General features: G+C 56.9%; 16 protein-coding genes. 4 read left to right on the top strand and 12 right to left on the bottom strand.

What is annotated here, in order from left to right:
* Positions 1 to 93: 93 nt before the first annotated feature.
* The gene (locus SBL51_RS13405) at positions 94 to 1,839 is read left to right on the top strand and encodes an acyl-CoA dehydrogenase (protein ID WP_317931485.1); all 1,746 of its coding nucleotides are present in this window, start codon (positions 94 to 96) and stop codon (positions 1,837 to 1,839) included.
* Positions 1,840 to 1,919: 80 nt separating this feature from the next.
* On the opposite strand, the gene sodB is transcribed toward SBL51_RS13405, so the two are convergent.
* Positions 1,920 to 2,498, bottom strand: coding sequence for a superoxide dismutase [Fe] (gene sodB, locus SBL51_RS13400; RefSeq protein ID WP_317931484.1), 579 nt, complete (start codon positions 2,496 to 2,498; stop codon positions 1,920 to 1,922).
* Positions 2,499 to 2,756: 258 nt separating this feature from the next.
* On the opposite strand from sodB, the gene SBL51_RS13395 reads away from it, so the two are divergent.
* Positions 2,757 to 6,146, top strand: a complete 3,390-nt coding sequence (locus SBL51_RS13395; protein ID WP_317931483.1) for an ATP-binding protein — start codon at positions 2,757 to 2,759, stop codon at positions 6,144 to 6,146.
* Entirely contained in the window at positions 6,136 to 7,038 is a 903-nt protein-coding gene (locus SBL51_RS13390) for a response regulator transcription factor (protein ID WP_317931482.1), read from the top strand. Before SBL51_RS13395 ends, SBL51_RS13390 begins: the two co-directional genes overlap by 11 nt.
* A gap of 6 nt (positions 7,039 to 7,044) precedes the next feature.
* Here the strand turns inward: SBL51_RS13390 and SBL51_RS13385 are convergent, their stop codons facing one another.
* The 10 genes from SBL51_RS13385 to xdhA all read right to left on the bottom strand — a co-directional run bounded on the left by SBL51_RS13385 (position 7,045) and on the right by xdhA (position 17,667).
* The gene (locus SBL51_RS13385) at positions 7,045 to 7,263 is read right to left on the bottom strand and encodes a hypothetical protein (RefSeq protein WP_317931481.1); all 219 of its coding nucleotides are present in this window, start codon (positions 7,261 to 7,263) and stop codon (positions 7,045 to 7,047) included.
* Positions 7,264 to 7,323: 60 nt separating this feature from the next.
* Positions 7,324 to 7,599, bottom strand: coding sequence for a hypothetical protein (locus SBL51_RS13380; RefSeq protein ID WP_317931480.1), 276 nt, complete (start codon positions 7,597 to 7,599; stop codon positions 7,324 to 7,326).
* Positions 7,600 to 7,649: 50 nt separating this feature from the next.
* Entirely contained in the window at positions 7,650 to 9,173 is a 1,524-nt protein-coding gene (locus SBL51_RS13375) for an FMN-binding glutamate synthase family protein (protein WP_317931479.1), read from the bottom strand.
* A 91-nt stretch (positions 9,174 to 9,264) separates the two neighbouring features.
* Positions 9,265 to 10,452, bottom strand: a complete 1,188-nt coding sequence (locus tag SBL51_RS13370) for a urate hydroxylase PuuD (RefSeq protein WP_317931478.1) — start codon at positions 10,450 to 10,452, stop codon at positions 9,265 to 9,267.
* Between the two features lie 85 nt (positions 10,453 to 10,537).
* Entirely contained in the window at positions 10,538 to 11,848 is a 1,311-nt protein-coding gene (gene guaD, locus SBL51_RS13365) for a guanine deaminase (RefSeq protein ID WP_317931477.1), read from the bottom strand.
* A 2-nt stretch (positions 11,849 to 11,850) separates the two neighbouring features.
* Positions 11,851 to 12,204 (bottom strand): hydroxyisourate hydrolase, encoded by a 354-nt coding sequence (uraH, locus tag SBL51_RS13360; protein ID WP_317931475.1) that lies wholly within the window; start codon positions 12,202 to 12,204, stop codon positions 11,851 to 11,853.
* Between the two features lie 79 nt (positions 12,205 to 12,283).
* Complete coding sequence (locus SBL51_RS13355; RefSeq protein ID WP_317931474.1) at positions 12,284 to 12,814, bottom strand: 2-oxo-4-hydroxy-4-carboxy-5-ureidoimidazoline decarboxylase; 531 nt, start codon at positions 12,812 to 12,814, stop codon at positions 12,284 to 12,286.
* A 71-nt stretch (positions 12,815 to 12,885) separates the two neighbouring features.
* On the bottom strand, positions 12,886 to 13,797 hold the full coding sequence (gene xdhC, locus SBL51_RS13350; protein ID WP_317931473.1) for a xanthine dehydrogenase accessory protein XdhC: 912 nt from the start codon (positions 13,795 to 13,797) through the stop codon (positions 12,886 to 12,888).
* The gene (gene xdhB / locus SBL51_RS13345; protein WP_317931472.1) at positions 13,790 to 16,198 is read right to left on the bottom strand and encodes a xanthine dehydrogenase molybdopterin binding subunit; all 2,409 of its coding nucleotides are present in this window, start codon (positions 16,196 to 16,198) and stop codon (positions 13,790 to 13,792) included. The genes xdhC and xdhB overlap by 8 nt, the downstream gene beginning before the upstream one ends.
* Before the next feature lie 2 nt (positions 16,199 to 16,200).
* Complete coding sequence (gene xdhA / locus SBL51_RS13340) at positions 16,201 to 17,667, bottom strand: xanthine dehydrogenase small subunit (protein ID WP_317931471.1); 1,467 nt, start codon at positions 17,665 to 17,667, stop codon at positions 16,201 to 16,203.
* A 903-nt stretch (positions 17,668 to 18,570) separates the two neighbouring features.
* On the opposite strand from xdhA, the gene SBL51_RS13335 reads away from it, so the two are divergent.
* The gene (locus SBL51_RS13335) at positions 18,571 to 19,212 is read left to right on the top strand and encodes a TetR/AcrR family transcriptional regulator (protein ID WP_317931470.1); all 642 of its coding nucleotides are present in this window, start codon (positions 18,571 to 18,573) and stop codon (positions 19,210 to 19,212) included.
* Here SBL51_RS13335 and lhgO read toward each other — a convergent pair.
* Positions 19,209 to 20,459: an L-2-hydroxyglutarate oxidase gene (gene lhgO / locus SBL51_RS13330; protein ID WP_317931469.1), complete on the bottom strand. Its 1,251-nt coding sequence runs from the start codon at positions 20,457 to 20,459 to the stop codon at positions 19,209 to 19,211. The genes SBL51_RS13335 and lhgO overlap by 4 nt on opposite strands.
* Between the last annotated feature and the right edge of the window lie 167 nt (positions 20,460 to 20,626).

Genomic DNA, 20,626 nt, shown 5'->3' with positions numbered 1-20,626 from the left:
ATCGACTTTCACGCAAATCTGTTTGCTGGTAGTTTCCGCTTAATATTTAAGAGCAACAATCATCGTTGCCAAGCTGACAATCGGGAGAACGTCATGAGCACCTACAGTGCGCCACTTGAAGAGTATGAATTCCTGCTGGAACAACTACTTAACTACACCACTATTGCCGCCCTGCCCGGCTACGAAGATGCCGACCTGGCCATGGTGAAAGAGTTGCTGCCGGAGGCGGCCAAATTTTTCGAGCACGAAGTGGCGCCCAGCAATCACCCCAGTGACCAGGCCGGCAGCCACCTGGTGGACGGCAAGGTGCAGGTGCCGGAGATGATTGCCACTCTCCACCCCAAGTTGGTGGAGGCGGGTTGGATGGCGTTGGCCTCCCAGCCGGAGTATGGCGGTTCCGGCTTCCCCAATCTGGTGGCCCTGGCCGTTAATGAGATGGCGCAATCAAGTAACGTTGCCTACAGTCTGCTGGCCATGCTGAGCCAGGGCGTTATCCACGCCCTCGACCTCTACGGCAGTGAAGCGCAGAAACAGCAGTACCTGCCCAACCTGGTCAGTGGTGTCTGGGCCGGCACCATGAACCTGACCGAGGCCAATGCCGGCAGCGACCTGAGCGCCGTGGCTACTAAAGCGGTACCCGAGGGCGACCACTTCCTGATCAGCGGCCAGAAGATCTTTATCACTTGGGGCGATCACGAACTGTCGGAGAACATTATTCACCTGGTGCTGGCGCGCACGCCCGATGCGCCGCCCGGCACCAAGGGCATCTCCATGTTTATCGTGCCTAAATACCTCATCAACAGCGACGGCAGCCTGGGTGAGCGCAACGATGTCAAAGCGATCTCCACCGAACACAAACTCGGTATCCACGCCAGCCCCACCTGCGTCATGCAGTATGGCGACGACGCCGGTGCCATCGGCTACCTGGTGGGCGAGGAGAACAAAGGGCTGGTCTATATGTTTGCCATGATGAACCAGGCGCGCCTGGCGGTAGGCCACCAAGGGGTCTCTGTTTCCGAGCGCGCCTACCAGCAGGCACTGGCCTACGCCAAGGAGCGTATCCAAGGCACAGTAGCCGGGCAGAAGGCCCCCATCATTGCCCACGACGACGTGCGCCGCATGCTGCTCACCATGCGCGCCTTGACCGAGGCCGCCCGCGCTATCTCCTTCTACGCCATCAGCTGCCAGGACAAGGCCATGCGCCACCCCGACAGCGAGGTGCAAGCGGCCCAGCAGACACTGCTTGATGTGGCCACCCCGCTGGTGAAAAGCTGGTGTACCGAGATTGCCCTGGAGGTCACCTCACTGGGGGTACAGGTGCACGGCGGCATGGGCTTTATCGAAGAGACCGGTGCCGCCCAGCACGAACGCGACTGCCGTATTTTCCCGATTTACGAAGGCACCAATGGTATTCAGGCACTCGACTTTATCGGCCGCAAATGTCTGCGTGACGGTGGCGATGGCATACGCCTGTTGCTGGCCGATATGGTCAACTTCTGCCAGAGCTCCAAGCACGAAGCGGAGCTCAACGCTGCCATAAAACAGTGCCAGGAGGCGCTGGAGTGGTTGCTGGCTCACCCGAAAGAGAGCCCGGCGGTGGCGTTTGATTTTATGATGTTGTTTGCCAATACTCTGGCCGGCAGCCTGATGGCCGCCGCCCATCAAAAAGCGGAAGCGGCAATTGCCGCCGGCAGCAGCAGTAAATTCCTGCAGCGCAAAGTCGCCACCGCCGACTTTTTTATCCACCATCTGCTGCCCCGCAACGGCGCCTACATGGCCGGCATACTGTCACCGGTGGCTCTGGGTGATTTTCAAGCCTGGCTGGATGAAAGCGCCTGATCACTGCCACAACCGGAAACAGTCACACCAATAAAAAAGGCCGCTTAATGCGGCCTTTTTTATTGGTTGCGTAAAACCTGTTACAGGTTGCCGGCAACGAACTCCCAGTTCACCAGAGCCCAGAAGGCATCCATGTAAGTTGGGCGGGCATTGCGGTAGTCGATGTAGTAGGCGTGCTCCCAAACATCAACAGTCAACAGAGCGGTAACGCCCTCTTCGGTCAGTGGGCAGCCGGCATTGCTGGTGTTGATGATATCCAGGCTGCCGTCGGCTTTTTTCACCAACCAGGTCCAACCAGAACCGAAGTTGTTGATGGCGCTGTTGGTGAAAACCTCTTTAAAGTTGGCGAAGGATTCCCACTTGGCATTGATGGCATCGGCCAGAGCACCAGTAGGCTCACCGCCACCATTGGGGCTTAAGCAGTTCCAGTAAAAGGTGTGGTTCCAAACTTGAGCGGCGTTGTTGAAAAGGCCACCGCTGGAGGTTTTGATGATCTCTTCCAGGCTCTTGGAGGCGTTGTCGGTGCCTTCGATCAAGCCGTTCAGTTTTACCACGTAGGTGTTGTGGTGTTTACCGTAGTGGAAATCGATAGTTTCCGCAGAGATATGAGGCGCTAATGCATCTTTTGCATAGGGCAGGGGTGGTAATTCAAAAGCCATTTTCACTAATCCTTATACAGGTTGATGTACGGTGCTGTGACACCATGGGGGCAAGAACCGATATTTCAACACTAACAACAGCAAAGGACAACAAAGTAATTAAGCGCTGACTAAACAATAAACAGCGGTAAACTGCGTCATTCTACGCATAGTCAGGGCCAATTTGTTTGGCTAATATGCTCGATTGTATTTTTTAATGGATTGACAGTTTATTCACTGGCTGTACGCGGCCAAAAAAGGCCCGAGAGATAGATAAGGATGCGAGCTCCGCAGCAGATTTTTCGAGTCAGACGACAATACAACCAGTGGGTGGGCAACCAAACCCTCGAGGACTACTCCCTTCGTTTCACCGCCACTGGCGCCCGCCGCTTTTCCATTGAGCAGGTCGCTAAAACCGCTCTGGGTGCCACCGCCTTTTTGGCCCTGGAGGCCATTGCCGCCGCCGTCACTCTCAACTGGGGTTTTACCAACGCCTTCTGGGCGATGATCACCGTCGGCCTGGTGATTTTTATTACCGGTGCCCCCATCAGCTACTACGCCGCCAAAAACGGCCTGGATATCGACCTGTTAACCCGCAGTGCCGGTTTTGGCTATTTGGGTTCCACCATTACCTCACTGATCTACGCCTCGTTTACCTTTATCTTCTTTGCTCTGGAGGCGGCCATCCTCGCCGCCGCACTGCACGCCCTGCTCGGCATCCCGCCCGCCGTTGGTTACATCCTGTGCGCTATTGCCGTGGTGCCCATCGTCACCCACGGTATCAGCGCCATCAGCCGCTTTCAAATCGGTACCCAGCCGGTCTGGCTGGTACTGCAACTCTCGGCACTGGCGGTGGTGGCGGTTTATGAATTCAGCAAAATTGGCGACTGGCTGCACTACGCACCGGCCCACCAAGCCAACAGTGGCGGCTTTGACCTGGCCCTGTTTGGCGGCGCCTCGGCGGTACTCTTCGCGTTGATTGCGCAAATTGGTGAGCAGGTGGACTACCTGCGCTTTATGCCGGAAAAAAACAGCAGCAACCGCCGGCGCTGGTGGTTTTGGATGCTGCTGGCCGGCCCGGGGTGGATCTTTATCGGCCTGATAAAAATGCTGTTCGGCTCATTTCTGGCGGTATTGGCCATCGAGCGCGGCGCCAGTTTCGAACAGGCCACCGACCCGACCTATATGTATCAGGCGGTGTTTAACTACATCACTCACTCCCCCACCTTCTCGTTGATTCTGGCCGGTGTGATGGTGGTGATCTCGCAGATGAAGATCAACGTCACCAACGCCTACGCCGGCTCGATTGCCTGGTCCAACTTCTTCTCCCGCCTCACCCACAGCCACCCCGGGCGGGTGGTGTGGCTGGTGTTTAACGTATTGATCGCCCTGATGCTGATGGAGCTCGGCATCTACCGGGCGCTGGAGTCGATACTGGGGATCTTTGCCATCGTCGCCTTAAGTTGGTTATCCACCCTCTCCGCCGATTTGATGATCAACAAACCCCTCAAACTGAGCCCACCCCAGGCCGAATTCAAACGCGCCCACCTCTACGATGTTAACCCGGTGGGCGTCGGCTCCATGATCTTAGCCACCACCCTGGGCATACTCGCCTATCTGGGCGTTTTTGGCTCGGTTGCCAAGCACCTGGCCCCCTACCTCAGCCTGTTGGTCTGCTTTATTGCCACCCCCGCCATCGCCCTGTTCACCCGTGGCCGCTACTACCTGGCCCGGCAGTCGCCAGAGCTGCACGAGCACAGTGGCGACAGCCTGCGCTGCTGTATCTGCGAAACCCAATTTGAGCACTCGGATATCAGCTACTGCCCGGCCTATCAGGGCGCCATCTGCTCACTCTGCTGCTCACTCGACGCCCGCTGCCTCGACAGCTGCAAACCCCACGGCCGGCTCTCGGTACAGACCCGGCAATTTTTTGAGCTCTTTCTACCACCGCGCATGGCCGCCACCATCAACTCCCGGGTGGGCCGTTTCGTGGCTATTTTTCTCTGCGTCAATATGCTCACCGGCGCGCTGCTGTCACTCATCTACTACCACATGCACCCCACCGACGCAGCGCAACAGCAGCTACTCGGCACCACCATCTGGACCCTATTTTTTGTGCTGATGATCGTCTTTGGCGTGATCTCCTGGCTCTTTTTGTTGGCTCACGAAAGCCAGGAGGTGGCCCAGAAGGAGTCCAACCGCCAAACCCAGCGATTGGTCGAGGAGATTGAGGCACACCAGATTACCGACCAGTCGCTGCAGCAGGCCAAGGAGCTGGCCGAGCGCGCCTCCAGCGCCAAAAGCCGCTACCTGACCGGCATCAGCCACGAACTGCGCACGCCGCTGCAGTCGATTCTTGGCTACGCACAGCTGCTGCAGCAGAACAACCCCAATAACGACCAGCAAAAGGGGCTGCGGATTATTCGCCGCAGCGGCGAGTATCTGGCCGACCTACTTGAAGGGCTGCTGGATATATCCAAAATTGAGGCCGGCCGCCTGGACCTCTACCGCAACCAAGTGAAGCTACCCGAACTGCTCGACCAGGTGGTGGAGATGTTCGCCCCCCAGGCGGAGGCCAAGGGCATTGAGTTCCGCTTCAACCGCCCCGCCAATCTACCTGCCCATGTCATCACCGACGAAAAACGGCTGCGCCAAATTCTGATCAACCTGCTTTCTAACGCCATTAAATACACCGTTGAAGGCGAGGTGGAATTTATCATCCGCTACCGAAACCAAGTGGCGGAATTCATTGTGAAAGATACCGGCGTCGGCATCGCCCAGGAGGATATCCAACGCATCCTCGACCCCTTCGAGCGGGTGCGTAACACCCAGGTGCCCAATGTCACCGGCACCGGCTTGGGGCTGACCATTGTCCGCCTGTTGACCGATGTCATGGGTGGTGAATTGCAAATTACCAGCACGGTGGGCACGGGCAGTGAATTCAAGGTATCGCTTATGCTGAGCCGGGTGGATACCCCGGTAATGCCGGTGGTGCCACCACAATCGGTGATTGGCTACGAAGGCGACAAGCTGGTGGTGCTGGTGGTGGACGACGACCCGGTGCACCGCGGGCTCATCTCCGACCTACTGGTACCGCTGGGCTTTATCACCCTGGAGGCCAAAGACGCACCGAGCTGTATGGAAATATTGCAAGAGCGGGAGCCCGATCTCTTTTTACTGGATGTCACCATGCCGGGCATGAACGGCCTGGAGTTGGCCGAATGGCTGCGTGCCCACGAACACCACAGCCCAATTATCATGATCTCGGCCGATGCCCAGGAGCGCCACCGCCAGCCCGCCGATAACTGCGCCCACGACGACTATATGGTCAAGCCGATTAATAATCAGGTATTACTGGAGAAGATCAGTAAACTACTGGAGATTCGCTGGCTCTATCAAGGCCGGGAAAAGATCACCAACCACCAGGCCAAGCCCGAACACACACAACCAGCCGCACCACTGACTACGGAATCACACGCACTGTTGCGTGAATTAAAAGCCTACGCCGACCTGGGCTACTATCGCGGCGTTAACGAAACCTTGGAAAAAATCGCCACTGTCGGGTCACTAACCAGCCAGCAATATCAAAAATTACAAACGCTGGCCGCCGAGTTTCGATATGAGCTGCTAAGCCAGGCAATAACTGGGGAGATAAGCCATGAATGTTAATCCGTTGGGCAATACCGTATTGGTGGTGGACGATGCCCCCGACTCACTCAGCTTAATTAACGACACCTTGGAACAGGCCGGCATCAGCACCCTGGTGGCATTGGATGGTAAACAGGCGCTGACCATCGCCAACCGGTTAAAACCCGATATGGTTCTGCTCGATGCCATGATGCCCAACATGGACGGCTTTGAAACCTGCCAGGCACTCAAGGCCGACCCGGCCCTCTCCTCTATTCCTGTCATCTTTATGACCGGCCTGGCCGATACCAACAGTATCGTTAAGGGGCTTGCCGCCGGCGGCGTAGACTACCTCACCAAGCCGGTTAACCCGGATGAACTGCTGGCCCGCATGCGGGTACATCTGAAAAACGCACGCCTGACCAGCAGCGCCCATCAGGCACTCGACAGCATCGGCCAAAATATTGCCACCGTGGATAAAAACGGCCAGATTGTCTGGGCCACGCCGCAAACCCACGCCCTGTTGGCGCGCGCCAATGTCAGCCAAAACTGGGTAGCCACCGTTTTGGCCGAGCGCTTGAAGGAGTGGTTTCCCCACGAACCCCCAGCCGGGCAGACCCTGGCGTTGGAGTCTCCGGAGTTTCCACTGGAGGTCACCCTGTTGGAGTATCGCAACAACCGCGAGGTATTGTTGAAGTTCAGCAATGCCACGCGTGTTCCTGGCGAGAAAAAATTGCAGCAGGCACTCAATTTAACCAGCCGCGAATCGGAAGTGCTCTACTGGCTGGCCTGCGGCAAAGCCAATAAAGAGATCTCCCAAATTCTGGATATCAGCGTGCGTACCGTCAACAAACACCTGGAGCAGGTCTTTCCCAAATTGGGCGTGGAAAATCGAACCGCGGCCGCCGGCATTGCTATCCGCATACTCAATTAAGGCACGTTAAAAACGAAAATTAAAATCGAGCTGGGCGGCATCATAGCGGCCGATATCGGTATCGATAAACTGATAGGTAAGCGACAGGCCAAACAGCCTGCGTATCTGATACCCGGCCGTGAGCGCCCAGGTTATATCGGAGCCATCGTAATCGAGCCGCGTCAGCGCTGAGCTGCCAAAAAACGATAACTCACCGCCGTTGATCTCCAGGTCCCAGCGGCTCACCCCGAGCTTTGGCTCCAGATAAAATTTGCCCTGCCGAAAGGTATAGCCGGCCAGCAGATCCTAGTGACGAAATTTATACTCGTCGCCCCAATCGAAGATCCAACTGCTGCCGCTGCGCACCACACCCACGCCCAGGTCGATAAAAAAATCGTCGAACAGACTATGGCCGCCATAACCGCCAATGCCACTGCTGCTTTCACCCAAATCCACCACACCCGGCTCAAATTTCGGCTTCACATCCAAATCGGCAAACACCACCTCCACTCCCAAGCGATAACCTTCCGCCTGTGCGTGGGCCGCCAAACCGAGTAACAGTAAACCACCAAGCTTTTTCACTGTTCGTCTCCCTACGACACTGCTTTACCTAGTGCCCGGCGAGTAGAAATTTACGGCAGATCATACTCCGGCCGGGTACGCACAACCGGATAGAGATCCGTCATCGGCTCGGGCAAACCGGTCTCATTGATAATTTGCAGATGGTGGCGATTGAGCGAACGCGGGTCGGTCACACCGCAGGAGTGAGCCAGCACCCCCACCTCCTTCACCATGGTCGTGGCATAGTGGTAAACCCGCTCCGATTTCTCCTGTGGGTCCAACCCCCTCTGCAGATCTTTATCGTGGGTGGTGATACCCGTCGGACAGGTGTTTTTGTTGCACTGCAACGCCTGAATGCAACCCAGGGAGAATAAAAATCCGCGCGCCGAGACCACAAAATCGGCCCCCATGGCCAGCGCCCAGGCAACCTTACCCGGGTTGATCAATTTGCCGGAGACAATCAGGCGAATACGCTGCTTTAAACCATACTCCACCAGTTTATCGGCAATCACCGGCAGACTGGCGGCAATGGGCAGCCCCATAAAATCCATCAAGCTCTGGGGCGCCGCGCCGGTACCGCCATCGGCACTGTCGAGGGTGATAAAGTCGGGGGCGTACTGCCAGCCGCGCTCATGAATTTTCAGGCAGATCTCATCCAGCCAATCGGCACTGCCCAACACTAGCTTCATGCCGGTGGGCTTACCGGTGAGCTCGCGAATGCGGTGCACCATATCGAGCAGTTGATCAAGGCTGCGAATATCGACGTGGCCATTGGGGCTGATGGAGTCCTGCCCCTCTGGGATGGAGCGAATCCGGGCGATTTCGGCGGTCACCTTAGCCCCGGGCAGCATACCGCCCTTGCCCGGCTTCGCCCCTTGGCTCAACTTAATCTCAAACATCTTCACCTGTTCATGGGCAGAAACCGCCAGCAACTTCTGTTCATCCAGCCGGCCTTCGTTGTCCTGGACACCGTATTTGGCGGTGCCCAACTGGAAAATCAGATCGCAGCCACCTTCCAAGTGGTAGGGCGAGAGGCCGCCCTCGCCGGTGTTCATCCAAATACCGGCCTTGGCCGCACCGCGGGAGAGCGCCCGCACCGCCGGCTGCGACAAGGCGCCAAAACTCATACCGGAGATATTGAAAAACGACTGGGCGGCATAGGGGAAACGGGCATAACCCTCACCGATAACCACCGGCGCCGGCGGTACGTGATCCTGAGCAATAGTCGGGAAGAGACAATTGAGGAAGAGCACGTCCCCTGGCTGGTTAAGGGGCCGGGTGGAACCAAAGGCGATGGTGGAGTCGATGTTTTTGGCCGCCCGATAAACCCACGAGCGCTGGGCGCGATTGAAGGGCAACTCCTCCCGGTCCTGAGCGAAAAAGTATTGTCGGAAAAACTCCCCCAGGTATTCAAAGAAATAGCGGAAGCGGCCAATCACCGGGTAGTTGCGGCGTACCGTGTGTTTTTTCTGATGGGTATCCACCCAATACATGTACACCACCGCCAGCGCCGTCAGCCCCAGGGCAACGACAAACAGAATGGCACTAATGGCTAGTACATTAACGGTAAAGGTGGATAGGGAGAGGTTTTGCATGGTTGACTCACTTGGCTGCTGGCGGCTTAAGCTCGCTGACTTATCAGCCGCCGATTTTAACCCAGCCGAGTGAGAATGAAACCGTCAGAGATTATTGGCGCTGTAACCAGGCACCAAGGGTTTGACGCTCCTCAAGGGTCATGCCGGTCATATTGCCAAGCGGCATGTACTGGCTCTGCACCGCTACCGTCATGATGCGGTCAGAGACCGCGCGCACCTGCTCAGCGTTGGCCAGCACAATCCCGGCCGGTGGCGCCACAAAGCCCGGTTGGGTGGGCACCACCGCATGGCAGCTGCTGCAATGGCTGCTTACTACCGCCATCATCTGCTCATCCGTTACCGTGTTGGCGGCATCACTCAGCGCGACCGTGGAGCTGGTAACCCGGGCCAGGGTGATCAGCAGTACCGCCGCAATGGCCACCACCACCAGAATGTGTGGCTTCGATTTGCCCTGGTTACGCAGATTGAAATAGTGGCGGGCGTAGGCACTGATCACCCCAATAGCCACCACCAACAACCAGCCCCAGGCGTGGCTATAGACCACGGGGTAGTGGTTGGAGATCATCAACATAATCACCGGCAGGGTGAAGTAGTTGTTGTGGGTCGAGCGCAGCTTGGCAAACTCCGCCCGTGCCTGGGGTGGCGGCTGGCCATTCTCTATCGCTTTCAAAAATGCCTTTTGGGCCGGCACAATGCCAAAAAAGACATTGCCGCTCATGATGGAGCCAATGGCCGCCCCCATATGCAGGGCTGCCGCCCGCGGCGCAAACAGATGAAAGGCGATATAGCTCGCCACCAGCAGCAGTAATGCCATGGCGCAAGCAAACAGCGGCCCGCTTTTTACCAGCGGCGTGCGTATTAAAATTTCATAGAGCCCAACGATACTCGCCAAAAAGCCGAGGCCGGCGGCCACGGCCATCCAGGGCGAGCTAATTATACCGTCGCTCACCATCAAGTAGCTGGAGGCCTGGCTGTAGTAGACCACCGAAATCAGCAAAAAACCGGACAACCAAGTGGTGTAGGACTCCCACTTCACCCAGTGCAGCACATCCGGCATCTTTTCCGGTGCCACGTTATATTTTTGAAACTCGTAAATACCGCCACCGTGAATAACCCAGACATCCCCCTTGATGCCTTTATCGGCCTTCCACTGGGGTGGTTTGCGTAAATTGTTATCGATCCAAACGTACTTGAGCGAAGAGCCAATCCAGGCAATGGCCGCCAACAGGTGTAACCAGCGAACAGCCAAACTGAGCCAATCCAAAATATATGCAACCACAACCGATCCTAACTGAATGTATTAAATGCTTTGCGAAAAGATTTGGCCCGGAATGATTCCGGGCCGCCCCGACAAACCCGTTTGTTTAACAACGTTGGCCGGCAACATAGGTTTGGGCAATCAAGCGATCATCACCCAAGGTCATAAACAGAAACAGCTTTTCCCACAGCTCGTTACAGAGCGATAGCCGATAATCAACCACCGGTATCTGGCTGCCATCCAACACTACAAAATCGGCATACTTACCCGCGGCAAAGTTGCCGATTTCCGACTCCAGCTGCAGTGCCTTGGCATTGCCCAAGGTGAGCCAGTAAAAGCCCTCGTAGGGGTGTAACGGATAACCGCGCAACTGGCTGACCTTGTAGGCCTCGTTTAAAGAGACCAGCTGGCAAAGATTGGTACCGGCACCGACATCGGTGGCCAGGCTGACACTCACCCCATGCGCTTTGGCGGTGGCCAGATCAAACAGGCCACTGCCTAAAAACAGGTTGGAGGTTGGGCAAAAGGCGATACCGGAACCGGTCGCCGCCAGCCGCTGCCACTCATCCTCACTCAGGTGAATACCGTGGCCAAAGACGCAGGTCTCACCCACCAGGCCGTAGTGCTCGTAGACATCCAGGTAGTGTTTGCGCTCGGGGAACAGGCTCTTCACCCACTCGATCTCCGCCAAATTTTCGGAGAGGTGGGTCTGCATATAAACGCCGGAATTTTCACGCAGGAGTTTGCCGGCCGCTTGCAACTGCGCCGCGGTGGAAGTGGGCGCAAACCGGGGCGTGACCACATATTTTTGCCGGCCGTTGTTATGCCAGCGGTCGATCAATGCCTGGCTCTGCTCATAACCGCTGATTGCGCTGTCGGTTAAAGCCGGCGGCGCGTTGCGGTCCATCAGGACCTTACCCGCCAACATGCCGGTGCCGCGCGATTGTGATTCGCTAAAAAAGGCCTCGACCGATTCCGAATGCACCGTGCAGTAGACCATTGCCGTGGTGGTACCGGCGGACAACAGCTCGGTGAGAAAACGCGCCGCCACCTGCGCCGCGTAGTCAGCGTTGGCAAAACGCAACTCGGCGGGAAAGGTGTAGTTATTCAACCAGTCGAGCAGCTGCTCACCGTAGCTGCCAATAATATCGAGTTGCGGAAAATGGATATGGCTGTCGATAAAACCCGGCAGAATAAATTGGCCGGTCAGATCCACCACCGCAGTCGAGGGAGACCACTCACTTAATTTTGGTAATAAAATCTGAGCGTGGTCGAGCGCTTTAATACGCCCATTTTCCACCACCAGCAGGCCATCTTCAAAAAACTCCACCCCCTCACCGCGGGCAGTGGGCTCGCCGGTAAAGTGTAAAATGCTGGCTCGATAAGCCTGCAGTCCGGAGTCCATCGTGTTGCTCATTATCAACTACCCCGGTAGGTGGTATAACCAAACGCACTCAACAGCAGAGGCACGTGGTAGTGCTGCGCTGTATTGGCGATTTGAAAGCTGATAGTCACCTGCGGGTAAAAACTATCCACACCGACACGGGCAAAATAGTCGCCGGTGGCAAACTGCAGTTGGTAGACACCAGGGCTAACGCTGTAGTCACTCTGCCAGGTTTCCACCCGGCCATCGCTGTTGGTAATGCCGGCACTCACCGGCAGCCACTGCTCCCCCTCGAGTTTCAACAGCGCTACAGCCACATCGGCCGCAGGCTGGCCGCGTTCGGTATCGAGAATATGGGTGGTAATTGGCGCACGGCCACTGTCTGCCATAAAAATTTCCTAGCACTCAATGTTAATTAGTGATTTTAAGTAGCGGTTTTAAATGTTGGGTTGTGGTAAAGCCTGGGTATTAAGTGACTCTGCGGGCCAAGCGCAAAGCAGTAATTTTGCTCTGCTCGGCGGCACCGTTCATCAACTCCTGCTCGCGGGTGTTAAACAGGCGCGTGCGCAACAGGGTGAGCATCTCCCGGGCGCTTTTACCCGTGGCACAAACAATAAAAATAAAACCGTTCTGATCAAAGTAGCGGTTATTGTCTTCAAACAACTGGGTAATAATTTCCGGGCTGGAGTCAGCCATCTGCTGGCCCTGCTCGGTGGATGCCGCACTGTATTTCTCCTGCAGCGCGGAGAGATCACCAATGCGGGCGTGGCCGGCGAAAGATTCCAGAATTTCCGCTTCGGTGGCATTTTCCCAAAGGCGCTCGGCGCTGCTGCGCAACTCGCGGGCATTGGCAAAGGGTCGTGCGGTTACCATCTCCCGCGCCCAGCGCTGGCAGTGACAGATTTGCAGGAAGAACTCCTCGGCAATTTGTGGCGATAAAATATTTAACTCTTCCAGTGATAACAGGTCGGGTACTGGGCTAGTGGATTGTTCTGGCATTATTGACGTCGTCCTTAAACACATTGCTTTCATTGCACGCTCTGCACTAACCATTGCCATCCAGCCCCAAACTACTGCTCGTTGTGATCTTCATGGGCAGCGGATGAAATTTGCAGACGGTTTTGGCCGATCTCTGCGGATGTGGAGAGCGCCGTTTTCAATTCCCGCCATGCCAGTCCGCGACGGTCGTGCTGATGTTGAGTGTGCAGCTGTCTGCGCGCCACCAGTTGCGCACTGATTGAAACCGCCACTTCAATGGGCAGTTTGCCCTGTACCTCAGGCAGACCAATGGGACAGACCCAGCGCTGCAGATCCTCTGCGTTAAATCCGGCCTCCTGTAAGCGGCGCTCAAAGCGCTTGGCCTTGGTGTTGGAACCGATACATCCGACAAAGGGGATGTCACTTCTCGCCAAAGCCAGGCGGCACAACTCAAAATCGAGAGCGTGATCGTGGGTCAGAATAATCACCTCGCTGTTGGCCGGCAGCTGACGGATAGTCTGCTCTGGATCCAGTAACGGCGTTACCTCCAGATTATTGCTGTCAGGCAGTTGTGCGCTGCTCAACTGAAAATCGGGGCGATTATCAAACCACTGCACGCGGGCTGGCATGCGTGCCAGGATCGGTATCAATTGTTGTGCCACATGCCCGGCGCCAAAAACGACCAAGTTCCAGGTGGCCGAGGCAAAAATTTCGATCATGACACTGACATGGCCACCACAACATTGGCGCGCCTCAGCCGCCAGTGGGAAGGCCTGCATGTGGATACCCACCTCACCGGCGGCTATGCGCTCACGGGCGAACTGAATAATCAGATACTCCAGTTGGCCACCACCGACGGTGTCGTAGCTGCTGTTGGTGGTAATCACCATTTTCGCACCGGGTTCGCGCGGCGTGGAGCCCGCCGCGCCCAGCACAGTAACCAACGCACAGGCTTCGCCCACCTCTTGGCAGTGGGCAATGGCTTGGTACCAGGCTTTACGCATTGCTGCTGCCCTCCTCGGTAAAGGCGAGTGCGGCATTGACGGCGGCCAACACTTTTTCCGGTGTGGCCGGCGCATCCAAACGCGGATTAAACTTGTGCTCGGCAACACTGGCACAGGCATCGCGCAACGCTGCCCACACCGCAATACCCAACATCAATGGCGGTTCGCCTACGGCTTTGGAGTTAAAGACAGTGCTCTCCGGGTTGGCACCTTCGTACAGACCAACATGGAAATGACGCGGCACATCGAAGGCCGTTGGAATTTTGTAGTTGGCGGGACTGTTGGAGATTACCCGACCCTGGCTGTCCCACAACAAATCCTCCGAGGTAAGCCAACCCATCCCCTGAATAAAGCCACCTTCAATCTGGCCGATATCCAACGCCGGGTTAATCGACCTGCCGACGTCGTGCAGAATATCCACGCGCTCCACTTTATATTCACCGGTAAGGCAATCGATGATGACCTCGGCACAGGCGGCGCCGTTGGCAAAATAGTAAAACGGATGGCCCTGGTTTGTGGCCCGGTCGAAATAAATTTTGGGGGTTTTATAAAAGCCGTGCGCCATCAGGCAGACGCGGTTCATGTAGGCGACGCGGCAGAGCTCGGCAAAGCTGATGGTCTGCTCACCGACACTCACCTGATTGTTGGCAAAAACAACCTGCTCAGCGCTCACATTAAAATGGCGAACGGCAAACTCAATTAAATTGCCTTTAATTTCCTGGCAGGCGTTACACGCCGCAAAGCCGTTGAGGTCGGTGCCCGCCGAAGCGGCGGTGGGTGAGCCGTTGGCAATTTTATCGGTGCGGGTGGCGCTGACCTGCACATGGGCGCTATCGACACCAAACTCTGCCGCGACCAGCTGCGCAATTTTGGTATAGAGCCCCTGGCCCATTTCGGTGCCGCCGTGGGTAACCAGAATGGTTCCGTCGGTGTAGACATGCACCAGGGCGCTGCCCTGATTCAAGTGGGTGGAGGTAAACGAAATACCAAATTTCACCGGCGTTAACGCCAGCCCTTTCTTCAGGTAGGTGTTGCTGCTATTGAAGCCATTAATGGCTTCTCGCCGCTGCCAGTAATCGGCAGATTGCTCCAGGCTGCCGATAATCTCAGCCAGCACCAACTGATCGATGGTCTGGCCATAGTGTGTGGTATCGGCGCCCGGGCGATAGAGGTTGAGCTTGCGCACGGTGAGCGGATCTTCACCCACCGCTCGCGCCACGTCATCGATAATGCTCTCGATAGCCAACATCCCCTGCGGGCCACCGAAGCCCCTAAAGGCGGTATTGGAGACGATGTGATTACGCGGCGCCAGGCCGGTGACCCGCGCCTGATTCAGATAGTAACCGTTGTCGGCGTGGAACAGGGCGCGATCAACAATGCCTTGCGAAAGATCCGCCGAGCAGCCACAGAGGCCGGCCAGGGTCAGATCGATACCAGCAATCACACCCTCGTTATCGAATCCGATGCGATATTCAAAACCAAAATCGTGACGCTTACCGGTGCGCTCCATATCGGCGCGCCGGGGCAGACGATACTTCACCGGCCGCTGCAGGTGGTAGGCCGCCAGCGCCGCGGAACAGGCCAGCACCGCCGCCTGTGACTCCTTGCCGCCGAAACCACCGCCCATGCGCCGCACCTCGGCGGTCACCAGGTGGCTGCCAATGTGCAGCACCTCGGCCACCAGCTTTTGCACTTCCGTTGGGTGCTGACTGGAGGTGTGGATGTGCATACCGCCATCCTCGGTGGGCCAAGCCAGGCTGATCTGCCCCTCCAGGTAGAAGTGCTCCTGGCCAGCGATGTAACCCTCGCCCTGCAGCTGATGGGTGGCGCTGGCAATGGCGGCATCGGCATCGCCGCGGGTGATAACGTTATCGGGCAGTACCTTTTCACCACCCGCCAGCCCTTCGGCCAGGGTGATATTAGCCGGCAGCGGCTCGTATTCCACTTTCGCCAGGGGCAACGCCTGTTGCGCCTGCTCGTAGGTTTCGGCCACCACCAGGAAGATTGGCTGGCCAACAAATTGGGTCACACCCGGGGCCAGCAGTGGGTCGCCATCAAACACTGGCGCCACGTCGAGTTCACCGGGCACATCTTCATAGGTATACACCGCCACCACGCCGGGGCTGTTGGCAACCTCGTCCAAATCCATCGCCAGAATGTTGGCGTGGGCATAAGCACTGCCACCGGCGGCCATGTGCAGCGTGCCGGGCAGTTCGGGGATATCGTCGACATATTTGGCGGTACCGGTGACATGCTTGATGGCACTCTCATGAATACCCGGTTTACCCAACGCCGAGGTGTTGGCTTTTTTTACCCGCTGATTGAACAGCGCCGGCGCATTGGCATTTTCTGCGGAGGCAGCGGCGGTCGAATTTGGATCGTAAGGACGAACGTTGCGCATAATTAACCTCCAAAGCTCTGGCTGACTTCCCGCACCAGCGGTGACTGCCAGACACTGGCGGATTGGCCACCGGCACTAAATTCCAGCCACGCTTTCAGCAGCAGGTTTTTAGCCACGGTGGCTCGATAATTGGCGCTCGCGCGCACATCGGTCATGGGGGTAAATTCCGTGTCGACGGCCGCCATCGCCGCCTGAATGGTGGCCTCGCTGGCCGGGGCTCCAGTCAAACCCTTTTCTGCCGCCAGGGCCCTTTTCGGAATCGCGGCCATGCCGCCGTAGGCGATGCGGACATCACTGAATTTGCCATCCACCACCTGCCAGCGCACCACCAGTAACACCGCGGAAATATCGTCTTCGTAACGCTTGCTGACCTTATAGGCACGCACAAAAACCTCATCGCCGGGCAGATTGAAAATCACCTGGCGAATGTATTCTCCGGCTTGCAGGGCGGTTTTTTTGTAGTCGAGGAAAAATTGGTCAAGCGGTAACAGCCGGCGGCCACTGGCACCGGCCAGTTCCAACTCGGCATCCATGGTCAATAGAAAGGGAGGTGAATCGCCAATGGGGGAAGCATTGGCAATATTACCCACCAGGGTACCCTGGTTGCGAATTTGTCGTGAGCCGACTCTGTGTAACAGTTGAATCAACTCCGGGCAGGTGTCGGCGAGGGAGGCCTCCATTTGCGAAAAGGTCACCGCCGCACCAATCGCCACACGGCCATCTTCAACCTGAATGGCTTTTAACTCCGGCACCTGACTAATGCCGATCAAATGACGCAAGGTTTTAAAGGCTTGGGTCTGCTCCAGTAACAGGTCGGTGCCGCCCGCCACCAGCCGGGCATTGGGCATATCCGCCATGGCGGCCAACAACTCCGCCTCGCTGGTGGGAAAAACAGTGCGGCCACTGGCCGTGGTGATATCGGCACTGGCCACCGGGGCCGGCGCCTCGGCCTGATAAAAAAGCGCTTGGTTCTTGGCGTGCGTGGTGCAACTCAAAGCAGCGTCAACAATGGGCCGATAACCGGTGCAGCGGCACAAATTGCCCGATACCGCATCCAGCACCTGCTCCTCGGTCAGTGGTTGATGCTGGTTGTTCTCGTCGGCGGTCACCAGCGACATAACAAAACCAGGGGTGCAAAAGCCACATTGTGAGCCATGACACTCCACCATCGCCTGCTGCACCGGATGCAACCGCTCCGCCTGCGTGGTGTCGGCCAGCCCCTCTACTGTAATGAGATGCTTGCCGTGGATACTGGCCAGGAGGGTGATGCAACTGTTAACACTGCGATAGTGCCAACTGCCCTGTTGATAATCGCCAACCATCACGGTGCAGGCACCGCAATCGCCCGAAGCGCAGCCCTCTTTGGTAGCAAGATGCCCTTTGCTTGTGCGCAGATAGCGCAGGATGGTCAGCGATGGCTCAGCGTCATCGACTGAATGGGGTTGGCCATTTAAATAAAATTGAATCACTAAGATACCTGCTTCCAAGTTTATGCAGCGAACCGGGCACGACTGGCAGAAGAAGTGCTATTTAACCCGATTTAACCTGATTTGCAGCAGCCAATAATGCAACTTTCTGACCACATAGACAAGTTTTTGAAAATTGGAATAGAGTTTTTGTCTATAGGCTGGCTTGCTTATTCCGTAGAACTTGGCAGGCAGCTTGCAAATACCTGTCCAATTGGTCAGTTAGAGCATGAAATAGGGTACCGGCAAAAACCGAGCGGATTTGGCTACCCATGAGCAGCACCTGCGGGCACCCAGGTGGGCCAGTGTGATGTCCACCGAGCTTGCCTGGCCACCCCAGGTTGGCCAAGCAGAGCCCAAGAGACAAACCAGGCAGCACCCTGGCAAGTGAAACCGGCGGGATCTGCCCAGAGGTGATTGGGCGTCTGCTGGCGATCACTTACCCAGCGATCATTGCCCACGGCCATATTGAGGATGGCGCTCAACCTCAACGTCCAAAAGAGGGCTAAACCCCGGGGAAATCCCCTGCCGGTTGATCGAATACGAGTTGCTCAATGGCAAGCTAAAGCACTATCGTTCTGCCCCTGTTAATCGTCACCAGGGTAAAAGACTGGGAGGTTGGCGCAAAACTCGCAAGGGCTCCTCTCCCCGTTGGCGCCCTCCGCACTGGCAACTGGCAGCCACGCCAGCAATCCAGTGCAGCCGGAACCGGCACGACGGGTTACGACACCAACTCGGGGAGCAGTTAGGGTGGTGCCGTAAGTGAGCTGGGAAAGGTGTCAGTAAGGGTGGCCTGGCAAAGGCATTGCCAGGCTGAAATAGAACCATAAGGGGTGACTCACCCCAATCGTGAACAGTCGTCCTCTCTATAGGGCACATTGGATCCGCGCTATAAACCAGAAGTTTATGACCTCATCACTAAAAAAATACAAACCGGGAAAAATCCGCGAGCGCAACGAAGAGGCGATTTTGAAAGCCGCCGAGCATGAATTTGTGCTCAATGGCTTTAAAGGTACCAGTGTGCAGGCTATCGCCGACCGCGCTGGCCTGCCCAAAGCCAACATCCACTACTACTTCAAAAACAAAGATAACCTCTACCGGGCAGTGCTGGAGTACATCACTCAGCTGTGGAACGAGGTGCTCGCCAATATCTCCGCCGACGACGACCCAGCTCAGGTGCTCTACGACTTTATTCGAACCAAGGTGGAGCTCTCCTACACCCATCCCCGCGCCTCCAAGCTGTTTGCCATGGAGATAATCCAGGGGGCGCCGCACATTCGCGAATATATTCGCATGGATATGCGCCAGTGGGTGCGCTCCAAAACCCGCGTATTCGAGGAGTGGATGGCCGCCGGCAAGATGGACAAGGTCGATCCGGTACACCTCATTTTTATGATCTGGTCCACCACCCAGCACTACGCCGATTTCGAAACCCAGGTGCTAACCCTGATGAACCGGGCTGAGTACGAACCGGAAGATATTGAAAATATCACCCGTTTTCTGGCCCAGGTGATCTTAAAAGGGTGCGGCCTTAAACCCCCGTTTTAATCCGCTTTAATCTTTTTACCAAGCTCGGCCACCAGGTATTCGGCAATCGGAAAAGCCGAGGTGGCCGCCGGCGACGGCGCGTTGCACACATGCAGGCTGCGCTCGGTTTCGGCGAACAGAAAATCGTGCACCAACTCACCACTGCTTAACACCGCCTGAGCCCTTACCCCCACCGGGTGTGGTTGTAAGTCCGCCAGGGTCAATTGCGGGCAATATTTTCGCACACGCTGCAGGTACCCGGCCTTGCTCCAGGAGTCTTTCAGCTCACTCCAGCCACTTTGCCAGTGCTGGCGCAGCAGCGGCCAAAGGCCGGCAAAGCCGAGCAGCGCCGTGCTATCGGCCACACTGAAATTAAAACGGCCATACCCCTCTCGTTTAAAACCGAGCACCGCATTGGGGCCAACGGTAATTCCGCCAGCGATGGTTTTGGTGAGGTGGACCCCCAAAAAGGGCAACTCCGGATCGGGGATTGGGTAGATAAGGTGGTTGATCAAGCCGGCGCGGGCCGCCGGCAGCGCGTAGTACTCGCCGCGAAAAGGGACGATGGCAAAAGCGATCTCGGCTCCAGATGGGGTACCCGGCAGGCGCAACTGGGCGCCCATTAAGCCAGCCACACGGTCAGCCATCAAACCGGCGCAGGCTAATAGATAGCGGCCACACACCACCCGGCTCCGGGTCGAAACGGTCACCTGGCGCTCGGCCTCTTCAATGGCCACTACCTTCTCCGCCAACAACAGCTCACCACCGGCAGCGGTAAACTGCTCGGCCAATGCCGCACAGACCTGCCGGTAATCGACCACTGCGCTTTCCGGCACCCAAATCGCGCCAACGCCGGCGATATTGGGTTCCCGGGCACTCAGCTCACCGGCGGACAACAACTGCACCGCTATGCCATTGTCCAGGCAACGCCGGTAGAGCGCCTGCATGCGCTGGAGCTCCAGCTCGTCGGTTGCCACCAACAATTTACCGCAGGGGTCGACCGCGATGCCCTGCTCCTGGCAAAAAGCCTTGGTGGCGAGGGCTCCCCGCTTACAGAAATCCGCCTTTAAACTGCCAGGGGCGTAGTAGACACCGGCGTGAATGACGCCGCTGTTGCGGCCGGTTTGATGCTGGGCGATGGCGGGCTCTTTCTCCAACACAAGAATACGGGCATCGGGGTAACAGCGCTGCAGCTGGCGGGCACTGGCCAGGCCGACAATACCCGCCCCCAGAACAACAAAATCAAAACAGCGCTGGTATTTAGGCATCTCTCACTTCGCAACTTTCTCTTCTGAAGCATGGCTTCTGGTCGGTGAATAAATAACGGCTGCGGTTTGCGGCCAGTGGCCCAGGTCTCAACCGCTTTCGGCGGACCAGTGTAACATCACAGGCTCGCCCTGCCCGGTCCCGCGCGCCACCCGCGCCCGCTTGGACT

The sequence above is a fragment of the Halioxenophilus sp. WMMB6 genome (genome assembly GCF_033283405.1).
Lineage (GTDB): Bacteria > Pseudomonadota > Gammaproteobacteria > Pseudomonadales > Cellvibrionaceae > Halioxenophilus.
The sequence above is the reverse complement of the archived record's forward strand: the minus strand, read 5'-3'. Positions and strand labels throughout refer to the sequence as shown.

Bases quoted from the DNA above. Each gene is read 5' to 3' on its own strand.
- SBL51_RS13405 (WP_317931485.1), top strand. From the start codon at position 94: ATGAGCACCTACAGTGCGCCACTTGAAGAGTATGAATTCCTGCTGGAA.
- sodB (WP_317931484.1), bottom strand. From the start codon at position 2,498: ATGGCTTTTGAATTACCACCCCTGCCCTATGCAAAAGATGCATTAGCG.
- SBL51_RS13395 (WP_317931483.1), top strand. From the start codon at position 2,757: ATGCGAGCTCCGCAGCAGATTTTTCGAGTCAGACGACAATACAACCAG.
- SBL51_RS13390 (WP_317931482.1), top strand. From the start codon at position 6,136: ATGAATGTTAATCCGTTGGGCAATACCGTATTGGTGGTGGACGATGCC.
- SBL51_RS13375 (WP_317931479.1), bottom strand. From the start codon at position 9,173: ATGCAAAACCTCTCCCTATCCACCTTTACCGTTAATGTACTAGCCATT.
- guaD (WP_317931477.1), bottom strand. From the start codon at position 11,848: ATGAGCAACACGATGGACTCCGGACTGCAGGCTTATCGAGCCAGCATT.
- uraH (WP_317931475.1), bottom strand. From the start codon at position 12,204: ATGGCAGACAGTGGCCGTGCGCCAATTACCACCCATATTCTCGATACC.
- SBL51_RS13355 (WP_317931474.1), bottom strand. From the start codon at position 12,814: ATGCCAGAACAATCCACTAGCCCAGTACCCGACCTGTTATCACTGGAA.
- xdhC (WP_317931473.1), bottom strand. From the start codon at position 13,797: ATGCGTAAAGCCTGGTACCAAGCCATTGCCCACTGCCAAGAGGTGGGC.
- xdhB (WP_317931472.1), bottom strand. From the start codon at position 16,198: ATGCGCAACGTTCGTCCTTACGATCCAAATTCGACCGCCGCTGCCTCC.
- SBL51_RS13335 (WP_317931470.1), top strand. From the start codon at position 18,571: ATGACCTCATCACTAAAAAAATACAAACCGGGAAAAATCCGCGAGCGC.
- lhgO (WP_317931469.1), bottom strand. From the start codon at position 20,459: ATGCCTAAATACCAGCGCTGTTTTGATTTTGTTGTTCTGGGGGCGGGT.